19 protein-coding genes are annotated in these 24,960 nt (G+C 72.9%); 7 read left to right on the forward strand and 12 right to left on the reverse strand.

Translation table 11 applies throughout. The features are described 5' to 3' along the window. Nucleotides 1-106: 106 nt before the first annotated feature. The 7 genes from CP982_RS18270 to CP982_RS18300 all read right to left on the reverse strand — a co-directional run bounded on the left by CP982_RS18270 (nt 107) and on the right by CP982_RS18300 (nt 9,041). On the reverse strand, nt 107-1,240 hold the full coding sequence (locus CP982_RS18270) for a transglycosylase family protein (protein ID WP_150511517.1): 1,134 nt from the start codon (nt 1,238-1,240) through the stop codon (nt 107-109). 132 nt (nt 1,241-1,372) lie between these two features. After that, a complete protein-coding gene (locus CP982_RS18275) occupies nt 1,373-2,668 on the reverse strand; it encodes a cytochrome P450 family protein (protein WP_150511518.1) in 1,296 nt (431 codons plus the stop codon). A gap of 142 nt (nt 2,669-2,810) precedes the next feature. After that, the gene (locus CP982_RS18280; protein ID WP_229879262.1) at nt 2,811-3,770 is read right to left on the reverse strand and encodes a nucleoside triphosphate pyrophosphohydrolase; all 960 of its coding nucleotides are present in this window, start codon (nt 3,768-3,770) and stop codon (nt 2,811-2,813) included. A 98-nt stretch (nt 3,771-3,868) separates the two neighbouring features. Next, nucleotides 3,869-4,507 carry a SurA N-terminal domain-containing protein gene (locus CP982_RS18285; protein WP_150511520.1) on the reverse strand — a complete coding sequence of 213 codons (639 nt, stop codon included), beginning with the start codon at nt 4,505-4,507 and terminating at the stop codon, nt 3,869-3,871. Between the two features lie 189 nt (nt 4,508-4,696). After that, nucleotides 4,697-6,235 (reverse strand): serine/threonine-protein kinase, encoded by a 1,539-nt coding sequence (locus CP982_RS18290; RefSeq protein WP_150515558.1) that lies wholly within the window; start codon nt 6,233-6,235, stop codon nt 4,697-4,699. Beyond that, nucleotides 6,232-6,786, reverse strand: a complete 555-nt coding sequence (locus CP982_RS18295) for a hypothetical protein (protein WP_150511521.1) — start codon at nt 6,784-6,786, stop codon at nt 6,232-6,234. Before CP982_RS18295 ends, CP982_RS18290 begins: the two co-directional genes overlap by 4 nt. 116 nt (nt 6,787-6,902) lie before the next feature. Beyond that, a complete protein-coding gene (locus CP982_RS18300; RefSeq protein WP_150511522.1) occupies nt 6,903-9,041 on the reverse strand; it encodes an N-6 DNA methylase in 2,139 nt (712 codons plus the stop codon). Between the two features lie 457 nt (nt 9,042-9,498). Between CP982_RS18300 and CP982_RS18305 the strand changes: the two genes are divergently transcribed. Next, a complete protein-coding gene (locus tag CP982_RS18305) occupies nt 9,499-10,278 on the forward strand; it encodes a hypothetical protein (RefSeq protein WP_150511523.1) in 780 nt (259 codons plus the stop codon). A 42-nt stretch (nt 10,279-10,320) separates the two neighbouring features. Here CP982_RS18305 and CP982_RS18310 read toward each other — a convergent pair whose 3' ends face one another. Beyond that, nucleotides 10,321-11,082 carry a GNAT family N-acetyltransferase gene (locus CP982_RS18310; protein WP_184925704.1) on the reverse strand — a complete coding sequence of 254 codons (762 nt, stop codon included), beginning with the start codon at nt 11,080-11,082 and terminating at the stop codon, nt 10,321-10,323. Between the two features lie 60 nt (nt 11,083-11,142). Further along, nucleotides 11,143-11,880 (reverse strand): HNH endonuclease family protein, encoded by a 738-nt coding sequence (locus CP982_RS18315; RefSeq protein WP_150511524.1) that lies wholly within the window; start codon nt 11,878-11,880, stop codon nt 11,143-11,145. Between the two features lie 241 nt (nt 11,881-12,121). Between CP982_RS18315 and CP982_RS18320 the strand changes: the two genes are divergently transcribed. Then, nucleotides 12,122-12,559: a nuclear transport factor 2 family protein gene (locus CP982_RS18320; RefSeq protein ID WP_150511525.1), complete on the forward strand. Its 438-nt coding sequence runs from the start codon at nt 12,122-12,124 to the stop codon at nt 12,557-12,559. A 28-nt stretch (nt 12,560-12,587) separates the two neighbouring features. Here the strand turns inward: CP982_RS18320 and mfd are convergent, their stop codons facing one another. Next, entirely contained in the window at nt 12,588-16,127 is a 3,540-nt protein-coding gene (gene mfd, locus CP982_RS18325; protein WP_150511526.1) for a transcription-repair coupling factor, read from the reverse strand. A 148-nt stretch (nt 16,128-16,275) separates the two neighbouring features. On the opposite strand from mfd, the gene CP982_RS18330 reads away from it, so the two are divergent. Both CP982_RS18330 and CP982_RS18335 read left to right on the forward strand, forming a co-directional pair. After that, the gene (locus CP982_RS18330; RefSeq protein ID WP_150511527.1) at nt 16,276-16,551 is read left to right on the forward strand and encodes a type II toxin-antitoxin system Phd/YefM family antitoxin; all 276 of its coding nucleotides are present in this window, start codon (nt 16,276-16,278) and stop codon (nt 16,549-16,551) included. Further along, complete coding sequence (locus CP982_RS18335) at nt 16,548-16,799, forward strand: type II toxin-antitoxin system RelE family toxin (RefSeq protein ID WP_150511528.1); 252 nt, start codon at nt 16,548-16,550, stop codon at nt 16,797-16,799. Before CP982_RS18330 ends, CP982_RS18335 begins: the two co-directional genes overlap by 4 nt. Before the next feature lie 72 nt (nt 16,800-16,871). Here the strand turns inward: CP982_RS18335 and CP982_RS18340 are convergent, their stop codons facing one another. Then, nucleotides 16,872-19,454, reverse strand: a complete 2,583-nt coding sequence (locus CP982_RS18340) for an ABC transporter permease (RefSeq protein ID WP_150511529.1) — start codon at nt 19,452-19,454, stop codon at nt 16,872-16,874. Continuing rightward, a complete protein-coding gene (locus CP982_RS18345) occupies nt 19,451-20,239 on the reverse strand; it encodes an ABC transporter ATP-binding protein (protein ID WP_150511530.1) in 789 nt (262 codons plus the stop codon). Before CP982_RS18345 ends, CP982_RS18340 begins: the two co-directional genes overlap by 4 nt. A gap of 516 nt (nt 20,240-20,755) precedes the next feature. On the opposite strand from CP982_RS18345, the gene CP982_RS18350 reads away from it, so the two are divergent. The 3 genes from CP982_RS18350 (at nt 20,756) to CP982_RS18360 (ending at nt 24,618) form a co-directional block, all read left to right on the forward strand. Then, nucleotides 20,756-22,411, forward strand: coding sequence for an MFS transporter (locus CP982_RS18350; RefSeq protein WP_229879263.1), 1,656 nt, complete (start codon nt 20,756-20,758; stop codon nt 22,409-22,411). Nucleotides 22,412-22,526: 115 nt separating this feature from the next. Continuing rightward, nucleotides 22,527-23,027 carry a DUF485 domain-containing protein gene (locus CP982_RS18355; RefSeq protein WP_150511531.1) on the forward strand — a complete coding sequence of 167 codons (501 nt, stop codon included), beginning with the start codon at nt 22,527-22,529 and terminating at the stop codon, nt 23,025-23,027. Further along, entirely contained in the window at nt 23,020-24,618 is a 1,599-nt protein-coding gene (locus CP982_RS18360; RefSeq protein WP_229879264.1) for a sodium/solute symporter, read from the forward strand. Before CP982_RS18355 ends, CP982_RS18360 begins: the two co-directional genes overlap by 8 nt. Nucleotides 24,619-24,960: the final 342 nt, after the last annotated feature.

Genomic DNA, 24,960 nt, shown 5'->3' on the forward strand with positions numbered 1-24,960 from the left:
CAATCATCCGAATTTCAAAGACGATCAGGGCTTCTGAGACCCATCTCTCACTTGCCTCTCACCGTCTTTAAACCGGACATTCACCGCGAACCGCCGGGCAACTGCCCTACTTTTCGCTCGACTTCCCGGCGGTGGCGCCCTTGTCCTCCGCGCTCAGTTCGAGCCGCTGACCGGGGAGGATGAGGTCCGGATCGGAGCCGACGGTCTTCTTGTTCCCGGCGTAGAGGCCCGACCAGCCGCCGTCAAGGTCGTGGCTGTCGGCGATCGCCGAGAGGTTGTCACCGGAGCGGACCGTGTACGTGCCCGAGGGGCGCTCGGCGGCGGGCACGTCACGCGCCTCGCCGCGCGAGGCGTGACGCCCGGGGCCGGTGTCGCCGGACGGGGCGTCATCGGCGGCGCTGCCGCCGCGGTGACGGCCCGCGGGGCGGTCGTCGGCCGCGTCGTCCGCGCCGGGCTCGGCGCCCTCGGACTCCTGGGACGCCTCGGACTCCTCGGACTCCTGGGACGAAGCGCTGTCGTCCGCACCGGACTTGTCCGCGTCACCGGCGGGCTTGCGGTGCTTGCCGCCGCCCTCGCGCGAGCCGTCCTCGGCGCTCTTCCCGCCCTGGGTGGCACCGTCGTCGCCATCGTCACCGTTGCCCGAATCGTGAGTCTTGTCTCGCGATTCGGTGGAACTGCCCGGCCTCTCGGCCTTCTCGGAGCGGTCGGACCCGGCGGCCTCGCGCTCCTCCTTCGCGTCCTTCTCCGCGTCCTTCTCCTTGCCGGACCGCGAGGAGTCGGAGGGCTCCGAGGACTCGGCGGAGTCGTCGGAGTCCGACGAGCTCGGCGGGGCCGACGGCAGGCCCGGATCGACGGCGGCGGCCTCGCCGCCCTTCGCCAGGCCCGCGGCCGGGGCGCAGTTCGGCCAGGCGTCGGGGCCCCGGTCGGCGAGCACCTTCTCGGCGACGTGGATCTGCTGGGAGCGGCTCGCCTGGTCGGCGGTCGGCGCGTAGGAGAGGCCGCCGTACTGCTCCCAGGTGTCCTGGGTGAGCTGGAGGCCGCCGTAGTAGCCGCTGCCCTTGGCGCTCCACGCCCCGCCGCTCTCGCACTCCGCGACCTTGTCCCACGTCCCGGCGTCCGCGGCGCTCGCGCCGGACGCGCCGAGCAGCGGGATGGCGATGGCTGATCCGGTGACGCCCGCCGTGACGAGGATCGCCGGGACCTGACGGGGGCGGCGGTGACGGCCTTGGCCGGAGAGCATGCAGGTGCCTTTCGTGGACGACAGGTCAGGCACGGCATCCGTTACGCGCGAGCGCGCGGGTGCCGGGCCGTCGTGAACGTAGCCGCAGTCGAACGCCAGTCACAAGTCGGTTCAGCCGAGATCACGCGAAAGTCACATCGTTGACGGCCCGTCAGCACGGGTGACCCGCGGGGCGGGTGTGAAACGCACCGGCAACGTCCTGAGCCCACGCATGATGAGCCCGCCGCGCCACCTCAACTCCTCGGGAGCCACGGCCAGTTGCAGGTCCGGCAGGCGGCGGAGCAGGGTGGCGAGGGCGGTCTGGCCCTCAAGCCGGGCCAGCGGGGCACCGAGGCAGTAGTGGATGCCGTGGCCGTAACCGAGGTGCTGGTTGTCGCGCCGGGCGAGGTCGAGGCGGTCCGGATCGGCGAAGCGCGCCGGGTCGCGGTCGGCGGCGGCCAGCACGACGAGCACCGGGTCGCCCGCCGCGATGTCCTGGCCGCCGATGCGCAGCGCCTCGGTGGCGAACCGCCAGGTGGCCAGCTCGACCGGCCCGTCGTAGCGCAGGAGTTCCTCCAGGCCCGTGGCGAGCAGCGCGGTGTCGCCCGCGGCCAGGGACCGCTGCAGCAGCTGCCGCTGCTCGGGGTGGTCGAGCAGGGCGTACGTACCGTTCCCGATGAGGTTCACGGTCGTCTCGAAACCGGCGAACAGCAGGATGAAGGCCATCGCGGCGGCCTCGTTCTCGGTGAGGTGCTCGCCGTGGTCGGAGGCGCGGATGAGCCCGGAGATCAGGTCGTCGTCGCCCTCGTCGGCCAGCGACTCGCGCTTGCGGTGGATGAGCTCGGCGAGGTAGCCGCGCATCTTCTTCACCGAGCGCGCCACACCACCGCGCGGGCCCCCGCCGTGCCGGATCATCATCCCGGCCCAGTCCCGGAAGTCGTCCTGGTCCTCGCGCGGTACGCCGAGCATGTCGCAGATGGCGTAGATCGGCAGCGGGAACGCGAACTCGTGGATGAGGTCGGCCTCGCCCCGCTCCGCGAACCCGTCGATGAGCTGGTCCGTCAGCTCCTGCACCCGGGACTCGAACTCCGCCACGCGGCGCGGTGTGAACGCCTTCGACACCAGGCGGCGCAGCCGGGTGTGGTCCGGCGGGTCGATGTTGAGCAGATGCGTCATCAGCTCGGCCTTGCGCTCGCCCGGGATGCCGGTCTTGCCCTTGGCGTGCGCGGGCTCGTCGTGGTGCGCCGGGTTCTTGCTGAGCCGCTGGTCGGCGAGGGCCTGCCGCGCGTCCGCGTAGCGGGTGACCAGCCAGGCCTCGACACCGCTCGGCAGCCGCCGCTTCGTCACCGGCGCGTGCTCGCGCAGCCAGGCGTAGGCGGGGTAGGGGTCACTGGCGAACTCCCAGGTGAAGAGCTCGGGCTCGGGGGAAACGGGGGGCTTGTCGTGCATGCGGTCGACGGTAGCCGCCCGTCCTCGCGGTGCGCCCCAGGCCCGCCCCTTCCCGAACCGGGGACTGCCGCCCCCGGGCCCCCGCCTTCATCGGCGCTCCGCGCCTCGTCCTCAAACGCCGGACAGGCCGGAGCGTGGTCCGCTACGCCGTCTCCGCTTCCCGGACGGCGTCCCGGTACGCGCGGGCCGCCGCCCGCAGGGCCGCCTCCGGGTCCGTGCCGGAGGCCTCCGCGCGGACGGCCATCGCCAGGAGGTCGTAGCCGATGCCCTCGCCCTTCGGCAGGGGGACGGTCAGGCCCGCCGTGCGGGCGCGGGAGGCGAGCTTGGCGGCGAGGGCGAGGCCGGGCTGGCCGAGGGGGATGCCCTCCGTCACCGAGTCGCGCTGCTTCTCCACCGCCTTGGTGCGCAGCCAGTGCGCCTTGACCTCCTCGGGCGTGGCGGCCGTGTCGTCGCCGAAGACGTGGGGGTGGCGGTGGATGAGCTTGTCGACGATCGTGCCCGCCACGTCGTCCACGGAGAACGGCTCCTCCTCGTCCTCCTCCGCCACGCGCGCGTGGAAGACGACCTGGAGCAGGACGTCGCCCAGCTCCTCGCGGAGCTCCGTGCGGTCGCCGTCCTCGATCGCCTCGACCAGTTCGTACGCCTCTTCGATGCCGTACTTCGCGAGGCTCTTGTGGGTCTGCCGGGACGACCAGGGGCACTCGGCCCGGATGCGGTCCATGACCTGGACGAGGTCCAGGAGCCGGGCGCCCGGCAGGTCGTACGAGCCGGGGAGCAGCTCCAGGTCCGGCATGGCGAAGCGGCCCGAGCCCGCGAGCCGGGCCAGGCCGTCCGTCAGCGGGCGGTCGCCCTCGGCGGTGGCCACGACCAGGACCGTGCGGCCGCCCTCGCAGGCGCGCACCAGCTCCTCGGCGGTGGGCGCGGCCTGCTTGACGTCGACGCCCGCCTCCCGCAGATACGGCAGCTGCGGGTGGGCGGCGTCGGCGCACAGGACCTCGTCGGCTCCGTGCAGGGCCTGCCAGGCGGGCCAGGACAGCAGGCCGGGGGCTACGCGGTGGCTGGTGGTGAGCAGGACGATGCGCCCCGCCGAGGTTTCGTTCACCGCTCGAACGTAACCCACGCCTCTGACAGCGGGCTGCCCTCGTGGGGCACGGCCCCCTGGCCGCGCCGGCGCGTTCGCGCGGAGCGCCGGTACGCGGGTCAGGCCGCTGCTTCGCGGAGCCAGGGCGTCTTCGTGTCGACGCGCTTGTTCTGGGCGGCGTCCCACGTGCCGTAGCGCGGGTTCACATTGACGTCGAGCTTCTTGGAGGCCTTGGACAGGGCGGCCCAGAAGGCCTCCTGGCCCGGCTTGGAACTCATGTCGGCGCCCAGCTTCGCGGCGAGCTTCTGCGCCTCGATCTCGGTGCGGATGCTGTCGTCGAGGCGCTTGGGCGGGACGTTGTACTGCTGGAGCCAGCCCGCCTCCAGGGCCTTGCGGCCGCCCGCCTGTTTCGCCATGCCCGCGCGCGTGGTCTGGATCTCCTTGCGGGTGACGGTCACCCCGGCGTCGCGCGCGGCGCGGTGCAGGACCCGGTCCAGGACCATCGTGTGCAGCGTGTTGCGGGTGAGGGTGCCGGTCTTGGCGATGACCTGCTCGTACTGCCGCTCGTCGGGGACGGCGGCGCGCTGCGCGGACCGCACCTCGTTCACCCGGTGTTCGAGCTGCGCCACCGTGATGCGGTCGTCGCCCACGACGGCCGCGGCGCCGGGGCGCGCGTCGCTGCCGCAGGCGGTGAGGAGGGGGGCGGCGGCGACGGCCGCGGCGGAGAGGAGGAGCGCGGTGCGACGGCGGCGGTGCAAGTGAGCCTCCCGGTGGAGAGATTGTGCTTCGCTGCACAAAGTCTTGCGGTGATCGATGGTAGGCAGCGGTGGTCGTCTCGGCCACCCTTCCCCCAGAACTTCGTTCAGTTCGTCCCGTTCGTTCAGGGGGATGCGCCACCACCAACGACTCACCGGGAGTTGGGGCACCCCCGGCGCCCGTAAACCGCCCTATCCGCGCACTTGCCCCAGCCACTGGAGGGTTCTGCGGATCTCCGCGGGGAAGGGGTGCCCGATCCCGTGGACGCGCTCCGCGTCCAGGACGAGCCGCGCCAGCGTGTCGTGGGCCGCCGAGCGGTCGCCGAGGGCGAGCAGCAGCTGGCCGATGCGGCGGCGGATCTCCAGGGACTGGCGGATGTCGTCCGTCGCGTACTGGTTCTCGTAATAGGGGAGCAGCGCGCGGTACTCGGCCAGGGCCGCGGCCGGTTCGCCGAGCTGCTCCAGGCACTGGGCCGCCTCGTAGCGGAACTGGAGGGACTGCGGGTCGGCGTGGCCCGACTCGGCGGCCCGCTGGTCGGCGAGGCGGCGCAGCTCCGGCAGGGCGCGGCGGTACTGGCCGTCGTCCATCAGCGTGGCCGCGTACTGCTTGCGCAGGGTGCGGACCACCGGTGAGTGCTCGCCGTGCTGGGCCGCGGCGGCCGGCAGGATCGAGCCGAGGACGTCCACGGCCTGGGTGATGCGGCCCTCGCCGAGCAGCCGCTTGACCTCGTCGACGGCGCGGGCCACGTCCTGGCCGTGGCCGGGCCGGGGCGGCTGGGCCTGCGGGGTCGCGGCGGGGGTCGCCGCGCGGTCCGGCCAGGGCGCGTGCGGGCGCAGGAACGGGCGGGTCGGGTCGAGCGGGCGCCCGGACGGCGCGGAGCGCGCGGGCAGCAGCGGCACCAGCGCCTCGTAGACGTCCTGGGCGCTGGCGGGCCGGTGCTGGGGGTCCTTGGCGAGCAGCCGCAGGACCAGGGACTCGATGGACTCGGGCACCTCGGGGCGCAGCCGGCGCACGGGCAGCGGCGGCTCGTACAGGTGCCGGTGCAGCACGCCGAGGGCGGTCGATCCGGCGAAGGGCACGTCGCCGCTGAGGAGTTCGTGGAGCAGCACGCCGAGCGCGTACAGATCGGTGTACGGGCCGACGGCCCCGCCCATGGCCTGCTCCGGCGCCATGTACGAGGGGCTGCCGATCGGGGAGCCGGTGTGGGTGAGCCGGGTGGTGTCGGTGTCCATGACCGAGGCGATGCCGAGGTCGAGGATGGTGAGCGTGCCGTCCTGGCGGACCATCACGTTCCGCGGCTTGAGGTCGCGGTGCACGATCGGCACGGCGTGCACCGCGGAGAGCACGGCGCACAGCTGGGCGGCGACGGCGACCGCCCACTGCCAGGGGTAGGGGGCGTGCTCGGCGAGGTGGTCGCCGAGGTCGGCGCCGTCGACGTACTGCATGACCAGGTAGAGGTCGTCGTCGTCGCTGCCCGCGTCGTGCACGGTGACCAGGCCGGGGTGGTCGACCTGCGCGGTGACGCGGCACTCGCGGATGAAGCGGCGGCGCAGCTCGTCGGCCTCGGCGCCCGCGACCTTGTCCGGGCGCAGGAGCTTGACGGCGACGCGGCGGTCCAGGCGCTGGTCGTACGCCGTCCAGACCTGGCCCATGCCGCCCTGGCCGATGAGGGTGGCCAGCTCGTAGCGCCCGGCGACGACGCGCCGGTCGGTCCCGGGTGCCACGGTCAGCTGCCGCCTTCCTGCTTGCGCAGGTAGTCGCTCAGCTCGTCCAGCTCGGCCCTGACCTGGTCGATGCGGGCGGGCGCCGGGCCCGGCGCGGGGGCGGGCGTGCTCTGCGTCGGGTAGCCGTACGACGGCTGGTGCTGCGGCGGCGGGTAGGCCGGGAACTGCGTCTGCTGGTACGGGGCCCGGGCGCGGGCGAGCCGCGCGTGGTGGCGGATGTCCATGGTCAGGTAGTAGGCGATCACCGGCACCAGGGTGGCGACGAGGATCGTCATGCCCGTGTTGCCCGGCCCGGTGAACTCCTCGTCGCCCTTGTCGACGCCGATGAGCACGACGGCGAGCACGTCGAGGCCGACGACGGCCACGAAGAGCACCCAGTCGCGCACCGCGCGCGTCACGAGGGCGAGCCGCAGCATCGCGGCCCACGCGAGCAGGCCGCACGTCAGGGCGGCGAGCACCACGAACAGCACGCGCATCGTCACGGGCGCCCCCGTCGACGGAGCCGACGGAGCCGACGGAGCCGACGGGGGCGGCGGCACATAGCCGTGGCCGTGCATGGCTGCTCCTGGATACCTGACGAGACGGACAGTTGAGGATTCGAGCGTATAGGCCGACTCCGGGGACCCGAATCGGGTTGTACCGAACCGTTGTCGTACTGGTCACGCGGTACGTGTCACTCCGGTGTCTCCGGGGCGCGTGGTGCCCGTGAGGCCTGCCGCGGAGCCGGGTCGGGCCCGTCCGCCGCGACCGTGCCGTCGGTGAGCCCGTCGTACATGCCGCGCACCAGTTGCTCACCCAGGCGGCCCGCGAGCCGCAGCGCGTCCTCGAACGCGGCGAGCGCGCGGAACCGCTCGCCGTAGCCGCGCTGGCGCTCCGGCGGGAGGCGGGGCAGCTGGAGGCGGCGCACGTCGAGCCGGGCGGAGGTGGAGGCGTAGCTGCTGGCCTGGCGGTTGTTGGCGGTGCCGCGCAGGAAACCGGCGAGGAACCAGGGGTCGAGCGCCGCCGGGTCGGGGCGGAGCAGCACGAGGCCGCGGCCCAGGGCGGCGCCCGCGGTGGCCTCGTCGACGACACGGGCGGCGGCGCCGCCGGAGACGGGCACGACGACGTCTCCCGGCTCGGTGAGCACGGGCGGCTCCCCCTGGGCGGTCAGGGCGTCGTCGTGGGCCGCGGCCGGGGCGGCCGGGGGCGCTCCGGTGAGCACGTCGTGGTCGGTGAGGACGGGCACCCCGGCCGCGGCGGTGGCGCCGCCGGTGCGGATCACCAGGGCGCCCGCGCGGGCGAGTTCGCCGACGGTGGTCAGCGGCCAGCGGGAGGTGTCGGGGGCGCCGGGCGCGGCCCGCGGCGGGGTGAGCTCGGCGGTCAGGCGCAGGGTCTCGCCGAGCCGGTCGCGGACCTCGCCCAGCTCCTGCGCGCCGCCGCCCGCGGCCCGGGGCGGCAGGCGGCGCGCGGGCGCCAGGTCGACCTCGTCGTCGAGGAGTTCGAGCACCGGCACCGACAGGGCGAAGCCGGGGATCTCGTCGAGGGTGCCGTGCCGCTCGAAGCGGCGGTGGGCGTCGAGCACCGCGTCCTGCACCGGCGGCCAGGCGCGCGGGTCGCGCCCGTCGGTGTGGCGGGAGTCGGGGTGCCTGCCGTCGGCGGCGGTGGCCTCGGCGGCCTCGACCAGGAGGACGTCGGAGGCGGCGGGCGCGCCGGGGCCCGGCCTGCGCAGGACCCAGACGTGCAGCGGCAGGTTGTACGGGGGTGCCGCGCCCGGCGGCAGCGCGATCACGGCACGCAGGGCGCCGCGGCGCAGGAGGTCGGCGCGGATGCGGCGCCCCGAGCGGCGGGACGCGGCGGCGGGCGGCATCAGCAGGACGGCGGTGCCGCCGTCGCGGAGGCGGGCGAGGGCGTGCTGCACCCAGGCGAGTTCGGACTCGGTGCGCGCGGGCAGGCCGTACTCCCAGCGGGCGTCGTAGGACAGCTCGTCGTGGCCCCAGTTGCGGTCGTTGAACGGCGGGTGGCACAGGACGGCGTCGGCGGTCACGTCCGGGTGGGCGTCGGCGCGCAGGGTGTCGGCGGCGGCGGTGCGCACGGTGGCCGGGGCGTCGGAGCCGAGGGCCAGGCGCAGCGCGGTGAGCGCGGCGAGGTCGGGGGCGCTGTCCTGGCCGTAGAGGCGCTGGCCGGGGGCGCCCGCGGCGGCGCGCAGCAGGGCGCCGGTGCCGCAGGCCGGATCGAGCACGCTGCGGGCCGGCCCGGCGAGCGCGGCCATGAGGTCGGCGGGGCCCTGGGGGGTGAGCGTGTACTGGCGGGGGTTGGCGTCGAGGTGGCGGCCGAGCAGGAACTCGTACGCCTTGTGCGCGCCGAGTTCGGCGGCGAGTTCGGCGGCGGAGCGGAGCAGCGGGACGGACGGCAGGAGTTCGGGCGTCGCGGGGACCCGCACGGCGCGGGTCCGCCGGGGCTTGCCGAACCTCGGCGTGAGCACGGCGTCGAGGGCGTCCGGGAGCAGGCGCGCCAGGTGCGCGTCGGACACGGCGCTCAGGCGCAGCCAGTCGGTGTGCCGGTCGTGCACGAGCAGCAGGCCGCAGCCCGCGTGCAGCAGGGCGGTGACGGGGCCAGCGGGGTGTCCGGCGAGCTGCTGCCAGACCCGTTCGCGCAGCGGCACTTCGGAGAGCTTGCCCTGGCCGCGCAGCCACCGCTCGACCTCGGCGAGCGCGAAGGAGGGGCTGGTGTCGGTGCCGCCGACGGGCTGGGGGAAGTCGGCGTGGCGGCGGCGCCAGTTGCTGACGGCGGCGCGGCCGACTCCGGCGAGGCGGGCGATCCCGGCGGCGGTCACCTCGGTGGCGCCTGCCCCGCTCGCCCCACCTGCCCCGCCCGACCCGTCGGCCCTGCCTGTCCTGTCTGTCCCACCTGCCTCGCCTGCCCTGCCCGACCCGTCGGCCCTGCCTGCCCTGCTCGACCCGCGGGCCCTGCCTGTCCTGTCTGCCCCACCTGCCCCACCCGCGTCGTACGTCACGTGCCCCGTCGCCCCGTCCCCCGTCGCCGCATCCCCCGTGCTCCCGCCCGGCCGCGTCGGCCCGCTGGTCCCCACTGGCCCGCCCCTCGTCGCTCGATCCCGCGTGCGGCACGCGTTGGTCCTCGCGCACCGCCTGTGACGCCGAGCCTACCCACGCGAGTCGGGCAAACCCCTTTCACGGCCGTTAACCTCTCGATGATTGTGAACGGTGTTGACTCGGTTCACAAGCATCTGGTCTGATGGCCGAGCTGAACACGAACTCCCTGGGGGGCTTTCCATGCACGCGATCTCGCGCCGCACCACCTTCGCCGCGCTCTGCCTCGCCACCGCCGCGACCGTCACGCTGACGGGCTGCGGGGGCGACAAGTCCGACGACGCCAAGAAGCCGGCGGCGGCCGCGAAAAAGAAGGCCCCGTTCGCGGACCTGTCGGGGCCCCAGATCATCGACAAGGCCGTGAAGGCCACGAGCGGCGCATCCTCGCTCCGCATGAAGGGGTCCATGGCGGACGGCGGCGGCCCGGGCTTCATCGACCTCGCGCTCGACACCAAGGGAAGCTGCGTCGGCACCATCGGCACCGGCGGCGAGGGCTCGGTCGACCTGATCGGCAAGGGCAAGACGGTGTACATGCGGTACGACGCCGCGTTCCTGCGCTCCGAGATGAAGGGCGAGAAGGACGCCGACGTCCAGGCGTCGGTCGACATGATGGCGGACCGCTGGGTGAAGACCGGCTCCACGGAGTCCGACGAGCAGGACTTCGCCGAGTTCTGCGACCTGAAGACGGTCCTCGCCGACTTCAAGGACACCGAGTCGGCGGCGCGCAAGGGCAAGGCCACCACCGTCGACGGCACCCCGGCGATCGCGCTCCACGAGAGCGACGGCAAGGAGCGGGCGACGCTCTACGTGGCCACCGAGGGCAAGCCGTACCTCCTGAAGGCGGTCAACGACCCCGGCAAGGGCAAGAAGAAGGACACGCTCACCTTCACCGACTTCGACAAGCCCGTGAAGGCGACCCCGCCCAAGGGCGACGTGCTCGACCTCGACAAGCTGGACGGCTGACACCCGCAGGGCCGCGGCCGCGGGGCGCGGGCGGCGCGCCCGTCACAGGGCGTGCCGCACCCACACGTTCGGCTCGGCGTAGACCGCGTACCCGCGCTCCGGCACGCAGTGCACCGGGACCAGCGCGCCCTCCACCTCGACGAGGCAGTCCTCGGCGGCGTCGAAGGGAAGGCCCGTCCACTCCCGCCACTGGGCGAGCGAGCCCGACACCGTCATCGAGGTGGGCGCCACCTTCGCGATGACACCGCCGACGCGGACGTGGACGCGCAGCCACGGGTCGTGGGGCAGGCCGTCGGCGCGGGTGCGGTGCGCGTACTCCTCGATCGCCGTCGTCGGCTCCAGGTGCTTGGCGTTGGGCCGCACCGGGGCGACGACCTCCGCGAAGCCGCGGGCGCGGGCGTTGTCCCGCATCGCGGCCAGCATCCGGCCGGAGAGGCCCCGCCCCTGGTGCGCGGGGTCGATGGCGACCTCGATGGCGCTGACCGTGTCCGGCTCGTCGCCGTACCGCAGGTCGGCGAACGCCCAGACCAGGACCTGGTCCCAGCCGCCGTCGGGCAGCTCGCCGCGCGCCCCGCCGCGCTCGTCGGACCGCAGCGCGAACGGCACGCTGAACGCCCGCGCCACCACCCGCTCCTGACCGTCCGTGGCCAGCAGGACGTACTCCGGGAACGCGTCGGGGATGCGGCTCATGTGCGACCGGGCGACCAGGTCGTGGCCCACGAACTCGGCCCAGGAGTCGTCCATGGCCCACATCGGCCCGGCCAGTTCGGGCCGCTCGGCGAGGGTGCTGATGGCGAGGTCCACGGAACACCACGCTAACGACCCGCCCCGCGCCGGAAAACCGATTAACGGGCCGGGAGCCGCCTATCGGGCCCGGAACCGCCCCGGCGCCTGCGTCGGGTTGCCGCCGCCGGGCAGCCTCTCCTCGGGGCAGCCCGACAGGACCCGCCGCATCGCGTCCCGCTCGGCCCCCGTCACCGACAGCTCGTACTTCTTCTTCACGGCCACCTGCCGCGCCACGTACGTGCACCGGTAGCCCTTGTCGGGCGGCAGCCACGTCGCGGTGTCGCCGTCGCCCTTGCCGCGGTTGGGGCCCGCGTCGACGGCCAGGAGGTTCAGGGGGTCGTTGGCGAGGGCGATGCGCTTGCTCGCGTCCCAGCGCTGCGCGCCCTTCTGCCAGGCGTCGGAGAGCGCCACGACGTGGTCGATGTCGACGCGGCTGCGGCCGCGCGTGAACGTCACGTCCTTGCCGGTGTACGGGTCGGGCGCGAGCTTCCCCGCGGTGACCACGCAGCCGCCGCCCCGGAACCTCACGTCCTTCAGGTCCCGCTTGAGTATGTCGTCGCGGGTGCCGCAGCCGTTGGAGTCGGTGTCGGCCCAGGCGCTGCCGAAGCGCGCGCGCTCGTAACCGGTCTTGGGGGCACGGCCCTTGACGGTCAGCGAGTCCACGGCGGCGAGCGCCGTCCCCGCGCGCCCGCCGGGCGCACCGCCCTTCTCCGCCCCGTCCTTGCCGTCGACGTCGCAGGCGGTCAGGCCGCCGAGCGCGACAGCCAGTACGACGGCGTGGGCGGCCGCGCGCCGCCCCGTGACCCCGAACCTCACGGAATTCCCTCCCCATGGACCGGCCCCCACCGTAGCGGCCGGGCGGTCCAGACCATACCCGGCCCCACCAGGCAAGACACGCGTAACCGACGTAACGTCAGCCGTACGTCAAGGGCCGGCCCGAGCAGGGCCGGAAGTCGGCTACCTCAGAGGTAATCGACCGGCGTCGCACGCCCCTGACATCCTCAGGAACGTCAACGGGCCCCGCACGGAAGCCCGGTCACGTCACCGAGGGAGCATCATGGCCACGGAAGCCGCCCGCACCACCGGCACGGTCGAGGACGCCACCCGCGCCACCGTCGACGCCTTCTTCGCCGCGCGCGTCGCGAACGACACCGCGCGCCTCACCGAGATCTTCGCCGACGACGTCGACTGGCTGCTCGCCGACAACCCCGTCGTCCCGTGGATACGCCCGCGCTCCACCGGCGCCGAATGCGCCGCACAGGGTGAGGAGTTGGCGCGCCACACCGTCGCCCAGGACGCGCGGGTGAGCGTGGACACCTACCTGGTGACCGGGCAGGACGCCATCGTCATGGGCCATCTGTCGGGCACCGTGCGCGCCACCGGGAAGTCCTTCGAGGGCCCCTTCGCGCTGCGCCTGACCGTCGAGAACGGCCGGATCACCCGGCACCACCTGTACGAGAACAGCCTGTCCGTCGCGGCGGCGTGCACGCCCTGAGCCCGCCCGGGGCGCGCACGCCGCCCCGCTACGACCCGAGGACCGAGGCCAGGAACTCCCCCACCCAGCCGAGCAGTTCCCGCCCGACCAGCGGCTTGCCGCCGACCTTCGCGGTCTTCGGCCGCGGCACGAGGACCTGGTGCGTGGCCGCCTTGATGACCGAGCCGGGGTAGAGCCGCTTCAGGCGCAGCTCCTGGGACTCCCGCAGCTCCACCGGCGCGAAGCGGATGTTCGTGCCCTGGAGCACGATCTCGCCGACGCCGCAGGCCCGCGCCAGCATGCGCAGGCCCGCCACGAGGAGCAGGTTCTCGACCGGCTCCGGCAGCTTGCCGTAGCGGTCGGTGAGCTCCTCGCGGACCGCCTTGACGTCGTCCTCCGAATTGGCGGAGGCGATCGCGCGGTAGGCCTGGAGGCGGAGCCGCTCGCCGGGCGCGTAGTCGTGCGGGACGTGGGCGTCGACCGGCAGCTCGATCTTCACCTCCAGAGGCGGCTCCTCCTCGGCCTCGCCGCCCTCCAGGGACTTGCGGTAGTCGGCGACGGCCTCGCCCACCATGCGCACGTACAGGTCGAAGCCGACGCCCGCGATGTGCCCGGACTGCTCGCCGCCGAGCAGATTGCCCGCGCCGCGGATCTCCAGGTCCTTCATCGCCACGTACATGCCCGCGCCCATCTCCGTGTGCTGGGCGATCGTCGCGAGCCGTTCGTGCGCGGTCTCCGTGAGCGGCTTCTCCGGCGGGTACAGGAAGTACGCGTAGCCGCGCTCGCGGCCGCGGCCGACCCGGCCGCGCAGCTGGTGCAGCTGGGACAGGCCGAAGTTGTCGCCGCGCTCCACGATCAGGGTGTTGGCGTTGGAGATGTCGATGCCGGACTCGACGATCGTCGTCGACACGAGTACGTCGAACTTCTTCTCCCAGAAGTCCACCACGACCTGCTCCAGGGCCTGCTCGGACATCTGGCCGTGGGCGGTGGCGATCCGCGCCTCCGGCACGATCTCACGGAGGCGGGCGGCGGCCCGGTCGATGGACTCCACCCGGTTGTGGATGTAGAAGACCTGGCCCTCGCGGAGGAGTTCGCGCCGGATGGCCGCGCCGATCTGCTTCTCCTCGTACGGCCCCACGAAGGTCAGCACCGGGTGGCGCTCCTCCGGCGGCGTCGTGATCGTCGACATCTCGCGGATGCCGGTGACGGCCATTTCGAGCGTACGGGGAATGGGGGTGGCCGACATCGTCAGGACGTCGACGTTGGCGCGCAGCTTCTTCAGCTGCTCCTTGTGCTCGACGCCGAAGCGCTGCTCCTCGTCGACGATGACCAGGCCCAGGTCCTTGAACTTCGTCTCGGAGGAGAACAGGCGGTGGGTGCCGATGACGATGTCGACGGAGCCGTCCTTGAGGCCCTCCAGGGTCGCCTTCGACTCGGTGTCGGTCTGGAAGCGGCTGAGCGCCCGCACGTTGACGGGGAACTGGCCGTACCGCTCGGTGAACGTGCCGAAGTGCTGCTGCACGAGCAGCGTCGTGGGCACGAGGACCGCGACCTGCTTGCCGTCCTGGACGGCCTTGAACGCGGCGCGCACCGCGATCTCCGTCTTGCCGTAGCCGACGTCGCCGCAGATGAGCCGGTCCATCGGGACCGACTTCTCCATGTCCTCCTTGACCTCGGCGATCGTCGTGAGCTGGTCGGGCGTCTCCGCGTACGGGAACGCGTCCTCCAGCTCGCGCTGCCAGGGCGTGTCCGGGCCGAAGGTGTGGCCGGGAGCCGCCATCCGCGCCGAGTACAGCTTGATCAGGTCCGCGGCGATCTCCTTGACCGCCTTCTTCGCGCGGGCCTTGGTCTTGGTCCAGTCGGCGCCGCCGAGCCGGTGCAGCGTGGGGGCCTCGCCGCCCACGTACTTGGTGATCTGCTCCAGCTGGTCGGTGGGGATGTAGAGGCGGTCGCCGGGCTGGCCGCGCTTGGCGGGCGCGTACTCGACGACCAGGTACTCGCGCGTCGCGCCCTGGACCGTCCGCTGCACCATCTCGATGTAACGGCCGACGCCGTGCTGCTCGTGGACGATGTAGTCGCCCGGTTCGAGGGTGAGCGGGTCGATGGTCTTGCGGCGGCGGGCGGGCATGCGCTGCCCGTCCTTGCCCGCGGCCTTCTGGCCGGTGAGGTCGGTCTCCGTCAGGACGGCGAGCCTGAGCTTCGGGTCGACGAAGCCGTAGTCGATGGAGCCGCAGGCCACGTGCACCACGGACGGGCTGATCCCGTCGAGCTCCGCGTCCAGGCGGGCCGCGATGCCCTCGCCGCCGAGCACCTCGACGGTGCGGGCGGCCGGGCCGTGCCCCTCCGTGACGTACACCGTCCGCCAGCCGTCGGCCAGCCAGCCCTTGGTGTCGGCGAGGGCCTTCGCCGTGTCGCCGCGGTAGGTCTCCGGGGCGTGCATGCCGAGCGTGAGGGTGTCGTCGTCCGCGTCGAGGTCGGCCGCGAACGGGCTCACCGACCACCACATCATGCCCAGCTCCCGGGCCCGGTCCCGGACGTCGGCGATGCCCCACAGCGAGGCCGCGCCCACGTCGATCGGGGCCTCGCCGCCGCCGGCCGTGGCCGCCCAGCTGGCCTGGAGGAACTCCTGGCTCGTCGCCACCAGGTCGGCGGCCCGGGTGCGCACCCGCTCCGGGTCGCACACGACGGCCATCGAGCCCTCGGGCAGCACGTCGAGCAGCAGCTCCATGTCGTCCACGAGCACCGGGGCGAGGGACTCCATGCCCTCGACCGCGATGCCCTCGGCGATCTTCCCGAGCAGCTCGCCCAGCTCGGGGTGCGCCTCGGCGAGCTCCCGCGCCCTGGCCCGTACGTCCTCGGTGAGCAGCAGCTCCCGGCACGGCGGTGCCCACAGGCCGTGCTCGGCGACCTCCAGGGACCGCTGGTCGGCGACCTTGAAGTAGCGGATCTCCTCGACGTCGTCGCCCCAGAACTCCACCCGCAGCGGGTGCTCCTCGGTGGGCGGGAAGACATCGAGGATGCCGCCGCGCACGGCGAACTCGCCGCGCTTCTCGACCAGCTCGACACGGGAGTACGCGGCCGCGCCCAGCGCGTCGACCACGTCGTTCAGGTCGGCCGACCGCCCCGTGCGCAGCGCCACGGGCTCCAGGTCGCCCAGCCCCTTGACCTGCGGCTGGAGCACGGAGCGCACGGGCGCCACGACCACCCTCACGGGGCCCGTCTCCGGGTCGGCGCCGTCGGTGCTCGGGTGCGCCAGACGGCGCAGGACGGCCAGGCGGCGGCCCACGGTGTCGCTGCGGGGGCTCAGCCGCTCGTGCGGCAGCGTCTCCCACGACGGGTACTCGGCCACCCCCTCCGGCGGCAGGATCGTGCGCAGCGCCGCGGCCAGGTCCTCGGCCTCCCGGCCGGTCGCCGTCACGGCGAGCACGGTCCGCCGTGTCTCACGCGCGAGCGCGGCCACGGCGAAGGGCCGGGCGGCCGGGGGACCGACGAGGTCGATGTGGTGCCGGTTGCCGTCTGCGGCGGCCTTCACCGCTTCGGTGAGGGCCGCGTCCTTGACGACGGCGTCCAGCAGTCCGTGCAGGGTCATGAAGGGGCATCCCGTCCGGGGGGCGTGGACAACGCGAACCACCCGACACGTCTCACGGGCCGGGGGGCCTCCCAGGGTACGTCGCCGCGCCGCCGCTCACCCGATCGAGGGACTGTACAGAAGGCGCGTGAAGCGTACTGTTTTGTCTATGAGCGAGACGCTGCCCATCACCGAGGCACGGGCCAAGTTCGGCTCCCTGGTTCGCCGCACCGCCCATGCGCGTGAGCGCATCACCATCACCGATCACGGCCAGGCTGCGGCCGTCTTCATCAATCCGGCTGAGCTGGCCGAGATGGAGAAGCGACTGGCGGACCTCGAGGACGACCTCGCGGTGGAACGCTACCGTGCGCGCAAGGCCGCGGGCACGGTGGTCGGGATCCCGCAGGACGAGGCCCGCGCGCGACTGGGCCTGGACCGCCCTTGAGCTACCAGGTCCTCTGGGAAGAGCCGGCACTGGACGTCGCGGCTCGCTTCATGGCGGACGATCCTGACGGGGTACAGCAAGTGTTCGCCGCGACCGACCTGCTCTCCTTAGATCCACAGCCCGCCGGAACAGCCGAGTACGGTTCGCCCCACCTGCGCCGCATGCACGTAGGCCGGTATCGCGTCCTGTACGAGATCACGGAGAGCACCGTCACGGTGATGGTGCTCCATCTCGGGCGCACCGCCTGACCGAGACCAGGGCCGGGCCCGGTGGAATCCCACCGGGCCCGGCCCTGGTCGCTGCTTCCCCGTCCGGGAGGACTACTCCGTCGCGATCGCGTTCAGCACATTCATCCGGCCCGCCCGGAACGCCGGGATCAGGGCGGCGAAGAGGCCGACGAAGGCGGAGCCCACGAAGACCGCGATGATCGTCGGCCAGGGGATCTCCAGGACCTTCAGGCCCTCCAGAGCGAGGAGCTGCTGCGCGGTCGCGCCCCAGCCCATGCCCAGGCCGAGGCCGAGGAGGGCGCCGAAGAGGGCGATGACCACCGACTCCATGCGGATCATGCGGCGCAGCTGGCGGCGCGAGAGGCCGATGGCCCGCATCAGGCCGATCTCACGGGTGCGCTCCACCACGGAGAGGGCCAGGGTGTTCACCACGCCCAGGATGGCCACGATGATCGCGAGGCCGAGAAGGCCGTAGACGATGTTCAGGAGCTGGCCGACCTGGTCCTTCAGGGTCTGCTTGAAGTCGGTCTGGTCCTGGACCTTGAGCTGCGGGTCCGTCTCCAGGGTCTTCTTGAGCGCCGCGTAGGCCTCGTCCTGCTTGCCGTCGACCGCCTTGGCGAAGACGGTGTCGCTCAGCGGCATCCGGTCGGCGTCGACGTACCGCTCGGCGGTGGTGATGTTCAGATACATCGCGCCCCGGTCGAGGGTGCCCTCCTCGTCGGTGATCGCGGCGAGCTTCAGCTGACCGGTCCGGCCGTCGTCGAAGGCGACCTTGAGCTTGTCGCCCACCTTCAGGTGGTGGTCCTTGGCGAAGGCCTCGCCCACCGACATCGCGTTCGGCCCGTAGGCGGCGGACATCTCGCCCGCGGTGGTCTCGCGGCGCAGGTCCTGCACATAGGTGCGGTCGTTCGCGCTGAGGCCGACGCCCTTGTCGGTCTTGCCGTCCGGGGTGGTGATGTCGGCCTTGAGCTCCTTGTAGCGCGTGGTGTGGGCGACGTACGGGGTGTCCTTCAGGCGCTTCTCCACCTGGTGGCTCACGGGCTGCTTGCCCTGCACGATGAAGTCCGCGCCGACCGACTTGTCCAGCTCGTCCGTGGCCGAGGCGACCATCGACGTGCCGACCACCGACAGGCAGGCCACCAGGGCCAGGCCGATCATCAGGGCGGCGCCGGTGGCGCCGGTGCGGCGGGGGTTGCGCAGGGCGTTGCGCTCGGCCATGCGGCCGACGGGGCCGAACATCCGCAGCAGCACCGCGCTGATCGCACGGACCACGAAGGCCGCGAGGACCGGGCCGATGACGACGAAGCCGATGAGGGTGAGGACCACGCCGAGGCCGAGGAAGAGGGAGCCCTCCTTCGCCTCGTCGGCCGCGGCGGCGGCGTAGAGGCCGAAGACTCCGGCGCCGGTGAGGACCAGGCCGAGGGCGGCGCGCACCGCGGAGGACTTGCCGTCGGCCGGGGTGCCCGCGTCACGCAGGGCGGCCATCGGGGAGACCTTGCCCGCGCGGCGGGCCGGGAGGTACGCGGCGAGGACGGTGACGATGACGCCGAGGAGCAGGCCCACCACCGGGGTCGTCGCCGAGATGGTGAGGTCCTCCGTGGACAGCTCCATGCCGATGCCCGACATCAGCTTCATCAGGCCGATCGCGAGGCCGATGCCCGCGCCGATGCCGAGGACGGAGCCGACGACGCCGAGCAGCAGGGCCTCGACGAGCACCGAGCGGTTGACCTGCTTGCGGCTGGAGCCGATGGCCCGCATCAGGCCGATCTCACGGGTGCGCTGGGCGACCAGCATCGAGAAGGTGTTGATGATCAGGAAGATGCCGACGAGGAAGGCGATCCCGGCGAAGCCGAGCATCGCGTACTTCATGACGTCCAGGAAGCTGCTGACGGACTTGCGGTTGTCGTCGGCGCTCTCCTTCTGCGTCTTGATCTTGTAATCGGCGGCTCCGGCGCCGAGCGTGCTCGCCACGTTCGCCTTCAGCCGCTCGTCGCTGACGCCGCTCGCGGCGGTGACGTTGACGTGCGTGAACCTGCCCGTGGCGCCGAGGAGTTCGCGCTGGGCGGTGGCGGTGTCGAAGTAGACGACGGTGGCGCCGGGGTTGGTCACCTTGAAGGTGGCGATGCCGGTGATCTTCGCGGTGAAGCTGCCGGTGGCGGCGATGGTGCGCAGCTCGTCACCGATCTTGAGGTTCTTCTTGTCGGCGGTGTCGGCGTCGAGCATCACCTCGGTGGGGCCGCGCGGGGCGTGGCCCGAGGTGATCTCCATCGACCGCAGGTCGTTCTTCGTCCAGTTGCCCGCGAGGGTGGGGGCGCCGCCGGACGGGCCGATGTCCTTGTTCTTGGAGTTGACGACGGTGACGCTGTCGCTGCTGATCGCGCCCTCGGCGGACTTCACGCCGTCGGCCTTCTTCACCTGGGCGATCGTGGCGGCGGGAAGGGTCTCGGGCTTGCCGGTGCGCGGGCCCTCGTCGCCCGCGTCCGGGGCGTTCTTCGGGGTGAGCGTGACGTCGGAGGACGTGGCGGCGAAGAGCTTGTCGAAGGTGGTGGACATCGTGTCGGAGAACACGAGGGTGCCGCACACGAAGGCCACCGAGAGGACCACGGCGACCGCGGAGAGCGCCATGCGTCCCTTGTGCGCGAGGAAGTTGCGCATCGAGGTCTTCAGGACGGTCATGACGTGCGCCCCCGGGCGTCGAAGTGCTTCATGCGGTCCAGGACCTGCTCGGCGGTGGGGCTGTACATCTCGTCGACGATGCGGCCGTCGGCCAGATACAGCACGCGGTCCGCGTACGAGGCGGCGACCGGGTCGTGGGTGACCATGACGATGGTCTGGCCGAGCTGCGTCACCGACGTGCGCAGGAAGCCGAGGACTTCGGCGCCCGCGCGGGAGTCGAGGTTTCCGGTCGGCTCGTCACCGAAGATGATCTCGGGCCGGGATGCCAGGGCACGGGCCACGGCGACGCGCTGCTGCTGACCGCCGGACAGCTCGGTGGGCCGGTGCTTGAGGCGGCCCGCGAGGCCGACGGTCTGCACGACCTGGTCGAGCCAGCCCTGGTCGGGCTTGCGGCCCGCTATGTCCATCGGCAGCGTGATGTTCTCCAGGGCGTTCAGCGTGGGGAGGAGGTTGAACGCCTGGAAGATGAAGCCGACGCGGTCGCGGCGCAGCTGGGTGAGCTTCTTGTCCTTCAGGCCGGTGATCTCGGTCTCGTCGAGATAGATCTGACCGCTGCTGACCGTGTCGAGGCCGGCGAGGCAGTGCATCAGCGTGGACTTGCCGGACCCGGAGGGGCCCATGATCGCGGTGAACTGGCCGCGAGCGATGTCCACGTCGATGTGGTCGAGCGCGACGACTCGGGTCTCCCCGGAGCCGTACGCCTTGACGACCTGGCGTGCCCGCGCCGCGACGGCCGTACGCCCGCCAGTTCCCCCGTGCCTGGGAGTGGATACAGCCGTTGTCACGGTAAGTCTCCTATGTCGGTGACGAGGTGAACGCGTGTCGGCGCGCTCACGCAGATCAGTGTGGATCGCCGGGGTACTCCGGCGCCCTGGTGCGCAGCGCAGTCTTTTCCTGGGGAAAACCCCACCCCCCGCGCTGTGGTTCGTCGCAGGGCGCGGGCCGGACCCCGTTACAGGCCGCGGAGCCGGACCCCCGTTACCGGCCCCACGCCCCGCGCCCGTGCCCGGCGGCTTCGCCCCGTGCCCGGCGGCTTCGCCCCGTGCCCTGCGGCGTAAAGCAAATCTAAGGACGGAGCCCGGCCGTCTCGTCCTCCGCCGGTACCAACGTCCCCCTGTCCCTAGTACGGAGGACCCCCTAGGGGTTCTCCACCCGGCGGTGGAGCGCATCTCAGGGTTACTCCACCCTCTTGTTTACCGAGCAACCGTCCTACCAGCGGAGAAGCCCTCCACCCTCCCTGGAGCGCGCCATCGGTGAGAAGGTGACCGGGGCAACCGGTGCAGGGGGAAAGGACTTTGGTCATGGAGGCGACGGCGGCAGCGGAGACACAGCGCACGGACCGGCGCGGCGCCGTCGTCGCCGCGCTCATGCTCGTCATGGCGCTCGCCGCGCTCGACGCCACCATCGTCTCCACGGCCGTACCGCAGATCGTCGGCTCCCTCGGCGGCTTCTCCGTCTTCTCCTGGCTGTTCTCCGGCTATCTGCTCGCCGCGACGGTCACCCTGCCCGTCTACGGGAAGCTGTCCGACACCTTCGGCCGCAAGCCCGTCCTGATCGCGGGCTGCGCCCTCTTCCTCGCCGGCTCGGTGCTGTGCGCGCTCGCCTGGAACATGGGCTCACTGATCGCCTTCCGCGTCCTGCAAGGGCTCGGCGGCGGCGCCCTCCAGGGCACCGTGCAGACCGTCGCCGCCGACCTGTACCCGCTCAAGGAACGCCCCCGCATCCAGGCCAGGCTGTCCACCGTGTGGGCCGTCTCCGCCGTCGCGGGACCGGCGGTCGGCGGCCTGCTCACCGCGTACGCCGACTGGCGCTGGATCTTCCTGATCAACCTGCCCGTCGGCGCGTTCGCCCTCTGGCTGATAGCCCGCCACCTGCACGAACCGGTACGCCCCCGGGGCGCCCGGCACCGCGTCGACTGGCCCGGCGCGCTCGCCGTGTTCGCCGCGGGCGGGGTGCTGCTCACCGCCCTCGTCCAGGGCGGCGTCGCCTGGGACTGGCTGTCGACGCCCTCGCTCGCGCTGTTCGCGGCGGGGCTCGCGTGCGTCGGCGCCGTCGTGGTGATCGAGCGGCGCGCGGCGGACCCGATCATTCCGGGCTGGGTGTGGCGGCGCCGCCCCATCGCCGCCGTGAACCTGGCGCTCGGCTCGCTCGGCCTGCTGATGGTCGCACCCACGGTCTTCTTGCCCACGTACGCGCAGTCGGTGCTCCAACTCGCCCCGATAGGCGCCGGTTTCGTCCTGTCCATCATGACCCTGAGCTGGCCGGTCTCGGCCGCTCTGAGCCAGCACGTCTACCGGCGCATCGGCTTCCGCAACACCGCGATGATCGGCATCAGCGCCGCCGCCTGCGTCCTGTTCGCCTTCCCGCTGCTCCCCTACCCCGGCGCGGCCTGGCAGCCCGCGCTCCTGATGCTGCTGCTCGGCGCCGCGCTCGGGCTCTTCCAGCTGCCCCTGATCGTCGGCGTCCAGTCGACCGTGGGCTGGGCGGAGCGCGGCACGACCACCGCCTCCGTGCTGTTCTGCCGCCAGATCGGCCAGACCGTGGGCGCCGCCGTCTTCGGGGCGATCGCCAACGGCGTCCTGAGCGCACGCCTGGGCGGCGCGGGCTCGCTCGACTCCGTCGCGAAGTCCCTCGACGACCCCGGCTCCGTCGCCGACGCGGACCGGCTGCGCCGGGCGGTCGACGCGGCCGTGGACTCCGTGTACGTGGGGGCGGCCTGCGCGGCGGTGCTGTGCCTGCTCGTCCTGCTGCTGCTCGCGCCGCGGAGGTTCCCCGTCCTCCAGGATCCGGAGCCGGGGCCGGAGCCGGGGCAGGGGTCCGAGCCGGAGCCGGGGCAGGGGTCCGAGCCGGAGCCGGACGCCGACGGGGCCGGCCGGGCCGACGAGACCGATGCGCAACAGGAGCCCCAGGAGGCGCAGTTGACTCGTACGCGCCCCAAGAAGCCCCATACCGACTGATCAGTATGGGGAAAACCCCACGCGCTCCCACTACCTGCCAGTAACGTACTCGGCCCTCGCTCCCTCGCGGTCCGCACCGGACCGAAGCCGCGCAAGGAGACGCAAGGAGACCGGGATGCCCCACCTTCCCCCAGACTCGTCCCCCTACCCTCCCCACGCTCGCCCTCCCCACGCCTTCCCTCCCTACACTCCACCCTCCTCCCGCGCCCCGGAAGCCCCGGAGGCCCCGGAGGCCCCGCTCCACCTCACCTACCCCTGGCAGCCCCCCGCCCCGCCACCGCCCGCCCCCGCGAGCCCGCGCCGAAGGCCCGCCCCCGGCCCCGGCCACCGCGGCGACCTGCGCCAACTGCGCGGCGCCTACCGCCGGCAGCGCCGCGTCGCCACCCTCACCGCCCTCGGCTACTTCACGCTCTTCCTCCTCCTGTCCGCCTTCGCGCCCGCCCTCATGACCGGCGCCGTCACCGGCGGCCTCACCACCGGGCTCCTCGTCGGACTGCTCCAACTCCCCGTGATGTGCCTGGCCATAGCGCTGTACGAGGTCACGGCCCGGCGCCGCCTCGACCGGCTCGCCGCACGCCTGCGCAAGCTCGTGGAACTGGAGGCGAGCCGTGGATGACGCCACCCGCAGCACGTCCCTCGTCGCCTTCACCGCCGTCGTCACCCTCACGCTGCTGCTGTGCGTGATGACCGGCCCCGAACGCGACGACCTCGGCGAGTTCTACACCGGCTACGGCCGCCTCACCCCGCTGCGCAACGGCCTCGCCATCGCGGGCGACTACATCTCCGCCGCCACCGTCCTCGGCACCACCGGCGTCATCGCACTCCTCGGCTACGACGGCGTCGTCCTCGCCCTGAGCACCGCACTCTCCCTGATGCTCCTGATGTTCCTGCTCGCCGAACCCCTGCGGAACACGGGGCGGTTCACCATGGGCGACGTCCTCGCCCGCCGCATGCCCGGCCGTCTGGTCCGCGTCACCGCGAGCGCCGCGACCCTCGCCGCGCTCCTTCCGCTCATGCTCGTCCAACTCGCGGGCGCGGGCGACCTGCTGGCCTTCATCCTGGGCTTCACGAGCCCCGGCCTGAAGACCGGCTGCGTCGTCGCACTCGGCGCCCTCATGATCAGCTACGCGGCGATCGGCGGCATGAAGGGCACCGCCCTCATCCAGATCCTCAAGGTCGTCATCCTGCTCGGCTCCGGCCTCGCCGTCGCCGCGCTGATCCTGCGCCGCTACGACTGGGACCCCGGCGCGCTGCTCGCCGCTGCCCGCGCGGGCAGCGGGCTCGGCCCGGCCTTCCTGGAGTCCGGCCTCCAGTTCCGCGACAGCCCCGCGCCCCGCCTCGACATGATCAGCTCGGAGCTCACCGTGGTCCTCGGCGGCGCGTGTCTGCCGCACATCACCATGCGGATGTACACCGCGCGCGGCGCGCCCGCGATACGGCGCTCGATGTCCTGGGCCGTGGCGTGCGTGGCCCTCTTCGTCCTCGTCATCACCGTCATCGGCTTCGGCGCCACGGCCATGCTCGGGCGCAAGGAGATCGCCGGGCACGACCCGCAGGGCAACACGGCCTATCTCCTCGGCTCGCGCGCCGTGTTCGGCGCGGACGCCTCCACCGCCGAGACGCTGCTCTTCACCACCGTCACCACCGCGATCTTCCTGACGCTCCTCGCGTCCGTCGCCGGGATGATCCTCGCCTGCGCCAACTCCCTCGCGCACGACGTCTTCGCCGCCTGCCGCCGCGACCTCTCGCCGCGCCGCGAGATGGCGCTCGCCCGGGGGTGCGCCCTCGCGGTGGGCGCGGGCGCCATCTGCCTCGCGGTCCTCATCCAGGACCGCAGCCTGCAACCGCTCGTCACCCTGTCGTTCTGCCTCGGCGCGTCCGCGCTCGCGCCCGCGCTCGGCTACGCGCTGTTCTGGCGGCGCTTCACCCGGGCGGGGCTCCTCGCCACCCTCATCGGCGGTACGGTCGGCTGCGCCGTGCTCATGACCGGTACGAACCTCGTGTCCGGCTCGGCCGGGGCGGCGTTCCCCGAGCACGACTTCGCCTGGTTCCCCTTCACCACGACCGGGGTCGTCTCGATTCCGCTGGGGTTCTTCCTGGGGTGGATCGGTACGGTGCTCAGCCGTCGGGGGGCTCGGCGGGAGGCTCAGCGCCGCTACGAGGCCGTGGAGCCCTGGCTCCTCGCGGGCCGCACCCCCACACCATGACGGGGCCCCGCCCACCAGCCACCGCCGGGGCGGCGGCCTCCCTCCCACCCACCCGTGCCACCCCGGCTCCCGCCCGCCCGACCCCGACGCGGAGCGCCGCCCGTGACGCCCTCCCCCTCCCCGCCGCTACCGCGGCGGGCGCTTGCCCACCCGCCCACCCGAAACTCCCCAGCGCCGCGAGACCGGGCCTCGGGGCACCTCGGCGGGAGGGGCCGTGCCGACTGACGCCTCACGCCCGGGCCGACAGAACCGCCCCGGCCCCTACGCAGAATGCCGCGACCACCCCGACGGGCGGAGGCACCCCGTCCACGCTGGGCGAAGCAGAGAGCTCGGCACGGTGGA

The organism is Streptomyces spectabilis (assembly GCF_008704795.1).
Classification (GTDB): domain Bacteria; phylum Actinomycetota; class Actinomycetes; order Streptomycetales; family Streptomycetaceae; genus Streptomyces; species Streptomyces spectabilis.